Annotated in this window: 5 protein-coding genes; 2 read left to right on the top strand and 3 right to left on the bottom strand. The window is 75.4% G+C overall.

Features of this window, described 5'->3' with window-relative positions:
• Positions 1 to 131: 131 nt before the first annotated feature.
• A complete protein-coding gene (locus ACFXGA_RS07635; protein ID WP_378085238.1) occupies positions 132 to 1145 on the bottom strand; it encodes an NAD(P)/FAD-dependent oxidoreductase in 1014 nt (337 codons plus the stop codon).
• A gap of 286 nt (positions 1146 to 1431) precedes the next feature.
• Complete coding sequence (locus ACFXGA_RS07630; RefSeq protein ID WP_378085236.1) at positions 1432 to 1995, bottom strand: superoxide dismutase; 564 nt, start codon at positions 1993 to 1995, stop codon at positions 1432 to 1434.
• 123 nt (positions 1996 to 2118) lie between these two features.
• On the opposite strand from ACFXGA_RS07630, the gene ACFXGA_RS07625 reads away from it, so the two are divergent.
• Together ACFXGA_RS07625 and ACFXGA_RS07620 are read left to right on the top strand one after the other, a co-directional pair.
• Positions 2119 to 3468 (top strand): 3' terminal RNA ribose 2'-O-methyltransferase Hen1, encoded by a 1350-nt coding sequence (locus ACFXGA_RS07625; RefSeq protein WP_378085234.1) that lies wholly within the window; start codon positions 2119 to 2121, stop codon positions 3466 to 3468.
• A complete protein-coding gene (locus tag ACFXGA_RS07620) occupies positions 3468 to 5957 on the top strand; it encodes a polynucleotide kinase-phosphatase (RefSeq protein WP_378085231.1) in 2490 nt (829 codons plus the stop codon). The genes ACFXGA_RS07625 and ACFXGA_RS07620 overlap by 1 nt, the downstream gene beginning before the upstream one ends.
• Here ACFXGA_RS07620 and ACFXGA_RS07615 read toward each other — a convergent pair.
• Entirely contained in the window at positions 5954 to 6562 is a 609-nt protein-coding gene (locus tag ACFXGA_RS07615) for a hypothetical protein (protein ID WP_378085229.1), read from the bottom strand. The two genes, ACFXGA_RS07620 and ACFXGA_RS07615, sit on opposite strands and share 4 nt — an antisense overlap.
• Positions 6563 to 6869 lie beyond the last annotated feature (307 nt).

Here is a 6869-nt window from a genome sequence, read left to right as displayed (position 1 = left end):
GGGGGGGGCGGCGGGGGGGGGGGCGGGGGGGGGGGCGGGGGGCGCACCGGGGGGTCCCCCCCCCCCGGCCGTGCCGGCCCGCGCCTCCCGCACCGGTCCGCGGCCGGTGCGGGAGGCGTCGTGCGGCGGGGTCACAGGCCGTGCCGGCGGTCGCCAGCGACCAGCTCGGCGACGCGGGCCTCGGCGGCGAACGGGTCGCGCCGGGCGGCGACGGCCAGCCGGGTCTCCTCCGCGACCAGGTCGGCGTTGATCTGCGCGCCGGCCGCGGCGCCGGCCGCGGCGGACGCGCCCACCTGCGCGGACAGGTCGGTGACGTTGCCTGCGGCCCACACGCCGGGCACGTCGGTGCGCCCGGTCGCGTCCACGGCGAGGTGCTCGCCCATCCCCGACGGGTGCGGCACGGGCCGCAGGCCCAGCGACGCGAGGAACCCGGCGCGGGCCACCATCCGCGGCGCGACCGCCACCGCCTCGCGGGCGACCGAACGGCCGTCGGCCAGCCGCACGGCGACGATCCGGTCCCCGGCGACCTCCACCGACGCGACCGGGCCCCGCACCACGTCGATGTCGCGCGCGGCCAGCTGCTCGGCCTGCTCGTCGGTCAGCGCCACGTCGCCCGCGAAGACCGTGACGTCGGCGGTCAGCTGCCGGAACAGCAACGCCTGGTGCACGGACATCGGCCCGGTCGCCAGCACGCCGACGGCCCGGTCGCGGACCTCCCACCCGTGGCAGTACGGGCAGTGCAGCACGTCCCGGCCCCAGCGCTCGCGCAGCCCCGGCACGTCCGGCAGCTCGTCCACCAGGCCCGTCGTCACGAGCACGCGGCGCGCCCGCACCGCACGGCCGTCGGCCAGGGTCACCACGAACCGGTCGTCGTCCGCGCGCGTCACGGTCGCCACCTCGCCGGTCACCACGTGCCCGCCGTAACCGCGCACCTCGGCCCGCCCGCGGTCGAGCAGTTCGGCGGGCGGCGTGCCCTCCCGGCCCAGCAGCCCGTGCACGCCCTCGGCCGGCGCGTTGCGGGGCGACCCGGCGTCGACCACCACGACGGACCGCCGTGACCGGGCGAGCATGAGCGCCCCGTTCAACCCGGCCGCGCCACCGCCGACCACCACCACGTCACAACCGGCACCCAACTCAAAGGTCATCGTGACCACCTCCGCGACCCACCCTGCGCGCGTGCCCGGCGGATTGGCAAAGAACGTTGCCGTTTTGGCAACCCGGTCGCGCCGGGAGAGGCCGGCCCCCGGCTCCCACCGGGCCGGCCTCCCGTCAGGCGGTCGGAACCGCACGAGCCGGTCCTGTCCGGTCCGGTCGCCGTGCGTTGGGCAGGCGGTCAGGACCGCGGCGCGGCCGATCCGGACCTGGTGGCCGTGCCGTGGGCAGGTGATCAGGACCGCGGCGCGGCCGAACCGCGTGCGTTTCGGCAGGCGGTCAGAACCGCACGGTGGCGCAGCCGAGCCTGGGGCCCGCGGTGCCGGCCTTGCCCGGCTCGGTGGCCGTGCGCTCGGCGTGGATCACGACCGAGCCCGCCCGGCGGTCGGCGAACCGCCAGGGCACGACCGTGCCGACGACGGCGCGGCCCCGGTCGTCGGTGGTGAAGTCGAGCCAGATCTCGTTGTCGGGGTTGGCGTACGCCGGGTCGACCGACGGCTGCACGGGGTCCACCACGTGCTGGTGGTGCGCGCCCGCGTCGGTCGGCAGCGCGCCGCACGGCCGCTGGTGGGCGTGCGCGCCGTAGGTGCGGTTGGGCACCAGGCCGTACACGGTGAGCAGGGCCTTGGTGGAGCGCCGCAGCGGGGTGGCCACGACGACCACCGCCGCGCCGGGCGCGATCAGCGCCGGGTCGTAGGTGTACGCCTTGGTCGCGGCGTCGGGGGTGGCGAAGCGGGCCACCGTCACCGCGACCCCGGTGGCGCTCGGGGTGTCGGCCGCCGCCGCGGGCGTCAGCACCGCCGCGCACAGGCCGCCGATGACCAGGGGAACCAGACGTTTCACACTTCTGCCTTTCCGTTCCGGGGAAGGCGGCGGCTGCCACCGAAGCTAGCACCGCCGGCGCGGCCCGGCGTTCACGGTGAAATTCGGGGGCGGTCGGCGGCGGCGCTCCTCCACACTGGCGTCGTGCTGCTCACCCTCACCACGACCCACCGCCCGGCCACCGACCTCGGTCACCTGCTGCACAAACACCCCGACCGGGCGCAGTCGTTCCGCACCTCCTCCGGCACCGCGCACGTGTTCTACCCGCGCGCGGACGAGGAGGAGTGCACGGTCGCCCTCCTGCTGGAGGTCGATCCCGTCGCGCTGGTGCGCGGACCCGGCAGCACGCTCACCCAGTACGTCAACGACCGCCCGTACGTGGCCGGCTCGCTGCTGACCGTCGCGCTCGGGTCCGTGTTCCGCACCGCGATGAACGGCCGCAGCCGCAGCCGCGCGGAGGTGGCCGCGACCCCGATCCCGCTCACCGTCCGCGTCCCGGTCCTGCCGCACCGGCTGGTCGAGCGCCTGTTCACGCCGCTGGGCTGGACCGCCCGCCTCACCCCGATCCCCTTGGGCGACGGCGAGGACTCCCGGTACGCCGACGTCACGCTCACCGGCACGCTCACGCTCGCCGAGGCGTTGAAGCACCTCTACGTGCTGCTGCCGGTGCTCGACGGCGAAAAGCACTACTGGGTCTCCGAGGACGAGGTGGACAAGCTGCTGCGCGCGGGGGAGGACTGGCTCGGCGCGCACCCGGACCGGGAGCTGATCACCACGCGCTACCTGATGCGCCGCCGGCCCCTGGTGCAGTCGGCGTTGTCGCGCCTGGCCGAGGTGGAGGAGGTCGAGCCGGAGGAGCTGGACAACGCGCTCGCCGAGCCGAAGGTGTCGCTGGCCGTGCAGCGCCGGGACGTGATCGTCGACCAGCTCAAGCAGGTCGGCGCGCGCAGCGTGCTGGACCTGGGCTGCGGTGGCGGCGCGTTGCTGCGCGCCCTGCTGGAGGACCCGGACTTCGCCCGCGTCCAGGGCGTGGACGTGTCGGCGGGCGCCCTGGCGACCGCCGCCCGCCGGCTGCGCCTGGACCGCATGTCGGAGCGGCAGCGGGCCCGGATCACGTTGCGCCAGTCGTCGCTCACCTACGCCGACCCGGAGCTGAAGGGCTACGACGCGGCCGTGCTGATGGAGGTCGTGGAGCACCTCGACCCCGACCGCCTGCCCGCGCTGGAGCACTCCGTGTTCGGCGTCGCCCGTCCCCGCACGGTCCTGGTCACCACGCCGAACGTCGAGTACAACGCCCTGTTCGAGACCCTGCCGGAGGGGCGGCGCCGGCACTCGGACCACCGCTTCGAGTGGACCCGCGCCGAGTTCGCGGAGTGGGCGGCCGGGGTCGCGCGGCGGCGCGGCTACACCGTGCGCCACCTGCCGATCGGGCCGGTGGACGCCGAGCGCGGCGCGCCGACCCAGCTCGCCGCCTTCACCCTGGGGGGCGACTGATGGAACTCGGGATCCCGGACCTGTGCCTGGTGGTGCTGGTCGGCGCGTCCGGCTCGGGCAAGTCCACGTTCGCGCGCCGGCACTTCGCGCCGACGCAGGTCTTGTCCGGCGACTTCTTCCGCGGCCTGGTCGCCGACGACGAGAACGACCAGTCCGCGTCGGCCGCCGCGTTCGAGGCGCTGCACTTCGTGGCGGGCAAGCGGCTGGCGGCGGGGCGCACGACCGTCGTGGACGCGACGAACGTGCAGCGGGCCGACCGGGCGCACCTGGTCGAGCTGGCCCGCGCGCACGACGTGCTGCCGGTCGCGATCGTCCTGGACCCGCCGGAGGAGGTCTGCCTGGCCCGCAACGCCGCCCGCCCGGACCGCGACTTCGGCCCGCACGTGGTGCGGCGGCACCGCGCCGCGCTGCGCAAGTCGCTGAAGCACCTGGGCAAGGAGGGCTTCCGCCGGGTGCACGTGCTGCGCTCGCAGTCCGAAGTGGACGAAGCGGTGATCGTGCCCGAGCCGCTGCTCAACGACCGGCGCGGGGAGACCGGGCCGTTCGACGTGATCGGCGACGTGCACGGCTGCCGCGCCGAGCTGGAGGAGCTGCTGGTCGGGCTGGGCTACGCGCTGGTCCGCGACGCCGAGGGCCGTCCGGTGGACGCCGTTCCGCCGGCGGGACGGCGGGCCGCGTTCGTCGGCGACCTGGTCGACCGCGGCCCGGACACGCCCGGCGTGCTGCGCCTGGTCATGGGCATGGTCGAGGCCGGGCACGCGCTCGCCGTGTGCGGCAACCACGAGCAGAAGCTGGCGCGTGCCCTGCGGGGCCGCGACGTGCAGGTCAAGCACGGCCTGGCGGAGTCGCTGGCCCAGCTCGCGGCCGAGCCGGAGGAGTTCCGCGAGCGCGTGGCGCGGTTCTGCGACGGGCTGGTGGCGCACTACGTGCTCGACGGCGGCGACCTGGTCATCGCGCACGCGGGCCTGCCGGAGAAGTTCCACGGCCGCGCGTCGGCGCGGGTGCGCGCCTTCGCGCTGTACGGCGACACCACCGGCGAGACGGACGAGTACGGCCTGCCCGTGCGCTACCCGTGGGCCACCGAGTACCGCGGCCGGGCCACCGTGCTCTACGGGCACACGCCGACGCCCGAGGCGGAGTGGGTGAACAACACCCTGTGCCTGGACACCGGTGTGGTGTTCGGCGGCAAGCTGACCGCGCTGCGCTACCCGGAGCGCGAGATCGTGTCGGTCGCGGCCCACCGGGTCTGGTACGAGCCGGTGCGCCCGCTCGTCGCGCCGGAGGCGGACCGCGAGCCGGACGTGCTCGCGCTGTCCGACGTCACCGGTCGCCGGTTCGTCGAGACGGCCCACCGCGGTCGGATCGGCGTGCGCCCCGAGCAGGCCGCGTCGGCGCTGGAGGTGATGAGCCGCTTCGCGATCGACCCGCGCTCGCTGCTGTACCTGCCGCCGACGATGGCGCCGACCGCGACCTCGCGGCGGCCCGACGTGCTGGAGCACCCGGAGGACGCCTTCGCGGAGTACCGCGCCGCGGGCGTGCGCGAGGTGATCTGCGAGGAGAAGCACATGGGGTCGCGGGCGGTGGTCCTGGTGCGCGCGGACGGCGGAGGGGTGGTCCACACCCGGACCGGGCGGGCGTTCTTCGAGCCGCCGTTGCGCGACGAGCTGCTGGCGCGCGTGCGCGAGGAGGTCACCGCGGCCGGCCTGTGGGACGAGTTCGACACCGACTGGCTGCTGTTGGACGCCGAGCTGCTGCCGTGGAACGCCAAGGCGGCCGGGCTGATCCGGGAGCAGTACGCCTCGGTCGGCGCGGCGGCCACGGGCGCGCTCGGCGTGGCGGTGGACGTGCTGGCGCGCACCGCCGCGCGCGGCGTGGACGTCGGCGGGCTGATGGCCCGCACGGAGAGCCGGCTGGCGAACGCGACCGGCTACCGCGGCGCCTACCTGCGGTACGTGCGGCCGACCGACGGGCTGGCCGGCGTGACGCTCGCGCCGTTCCAGCTCCTGGCCGCGCGCGGCCGGACGTTCCACGACCGGGACCACCGGTGGCACCTCGACGTGCTCGGCCGCCTGCGGGGCGGGCTGTTCACCCCGACCCGGCACCTCGTGGTGGACACGGCGGACGACGAGCAGGTCGCCGCGGGCGTGCGCTGGTGGGAGGAGCTGACGGCGGCGGGCGGCGAGGGGATGGTGGTCAAGCCGCTGGCGAACCTGGTGCGCGGCGACCGCGGCCTGGTGCAGCCGGGCGTGAAGGTGCGCGGTCGGGAGTACCTGCGGATCATCTACGGCCCCGACTACACCGAGCCGGAGAACCTGGAGCGGCTGCGCAAGCGCGGTCTGGGCGCGAAGCGCTCGCTCGCGATCCGGGAGTACGCGCTCGGGCTGGAGGCGTTGGAGCGGGCCGTCCGCGGCGAGCCGCTGTGGCGCGTGCACGAGTGCGTGTTCGCGGTGCTGGCGCTGGAGTCCGAGCCGGTGGACCCGCGGCTCTAACGGGGGACCGCGTCGCGCGCCTCGGTGCGCGCGGCGCGGACCACCGGGTACCCGGCCGCGACCAGGAGCGACAGGGCCGGCAGCGGCACGCCGAGCAGCGCCTGGCCGAGCGCGTAGTCGAACGCCGGCACGGCCAGGCACAGCGCGAACGCCCACGGCGGCGCGGTCCTCGGCTTGGTCCGCCCGGCCCACGGCGTGCGCGGGAACGGCTTGGCCACCGACAACCACACCTGGCACGCCAGCGCCGAGGCCATCAGCAGCGAGCCGACGCGCAGCAGCAGCGGCGACCCGTCCGGGTGCAGGTTCGGGCTGAGCACGAAGATCCCCGCGTACAGCTGGCTGACCGTGATCGCGAACTTCGCCACCACCCACCAGTGCCGGAAGTAGCCCCACGCGGTGAGGCCGGACAGCATCAGCCCGCTGAACGCCGACGTGGTGCCCATGAACTGCAACACCTGCACGTCGAGCAGCGTCGCCACCTCGAACACCGGCCGGCGTCCCGGCGCGGACAGCGCGTGGTCCACCACCACGAACAGGGCCAGCGCCATGCACATCCAGCCCGTGGACGAGACGACGTGCAACCAGACCAGCAGCTTCCGGCCCATGACCCACCCCTCATAAGTAGCCTCGCTACACATAGTACGGCTACTGCCGAAGTGTCCGCGCCGCGCCTGCCGGGGGCCGGGGGCGACCGGGCCGGTTACCGGCCGGCGAATTGTGCGTGGACAATTCGTCGGGGAATCGGGTCGGCGATTCACCCATTTCCGATCCGGCACCGCCCCAATGGCTCACCGGGGCGTTCCGGTGGGTGACCGGCAACCGCCTCACGTCCCCCGACGGGCGAAACCCTGGCCCCATCCGGGCCGGTCGGACCGGGTGCGTCGTTCACCTCCCGGCCACTCGCGCACCACG

It is taken from the genome of Actinosynnema sp. NPDC059335 (genome assembly GCF_042752395.1).
Taxonomy (GTDB): domain Bacteria; phylum Actinomycetota; class Actinomycetes; order Mycobacteriales; family Pseudonocardiaceae; genus Actinosynnema.
Note: the sequence above shows the minus strand (reverse complement) of the source record. Positions and strands in the feature narration are given on the sequence as shown.

Excerpts from the sequence above, each read along its gene's own strand:
- ACFXGA_RS07615 (WP_378085229.1), bottom strand. The coding sequence starts at position 6,562 with ATGGGCCGGAAGCTGCTGGTCTGGTTGCACGTCGTCTCGTCCACGGGC.
- ACFXGA_RS07635 (WP_378085238.1), bottom strand. The coding sequence starts at position 1,145 with ATGACCTTTGAGTTGGGTGCCGGTTGTGACGTGGTGGTGGTCGGCGGT.
- ACFXGA_RS07620 (WP_378085231.1), top strand. The coding sequence starts at position 3,468 with ATGGAACTCGGGATCCCGGACCTGTGCCTGGTGGTGCTGGTCGGCGCG.